The sequence below is a fragment of the Gilvimarinus sp. 1_MG-2023 genome (assembly GCF_030548285.1).
Genome location: NZ_JAUOSC010000452.1, coordinates 1 through 345, shown reverse-complemented (window position 1 = coordinate 345; position 345 = coordinate 1). Strand labels below are relative to the sequence as shown.

The window sequence follows — 345 nt, the reverse complement described above, 5'->3', positions numbered from 1 at the left end:
GGCGGCGCCTGGATGACCAGCACCGAACCACTGCTGACAGAGCGCCACCCGCTCTTCTGCCGGGCGCTGCAAATCTGCAGCAGCTAATGAATCAATAACTTTCAAGCGAGGCAATAGCCCGGCACCATTCGCCAGCTGTATCGCCAGCCCCGGACGCGCGTTTAGCTCCAGTAATAACGGGCCATGCTGGCGATCGATAACAATATCGGCACCGAGATAACCCAACCCGGTCATGTCATAACAACGGGCGGCCAGTACCAGCAGATCTTGCCATTGGGGAATAAACAGCTCTGACAGCTTCTCCTGGGTATCCGGATGTTGCATCATAGGCAGGCCATTCTGTAC

The 345-nt window shown here is 56.5% G+C and carries 1 protein-coding gene; it reads right to left on the bottom strand.

Going from position 1 to position 345, the window contains the following annotated elements:
- A partial coding sequence (locus tag Q4563_RS17595) for a sugar-transfer associated ATP-grasp domain-containing protein (protein ID WP_303605417.1) occupies positions 1–333 on the bottom strand: 333 nt, incomplete at its 3' end.
- Between the last annotated feature and the right edge of the window lie 12 nt (positions 334–345).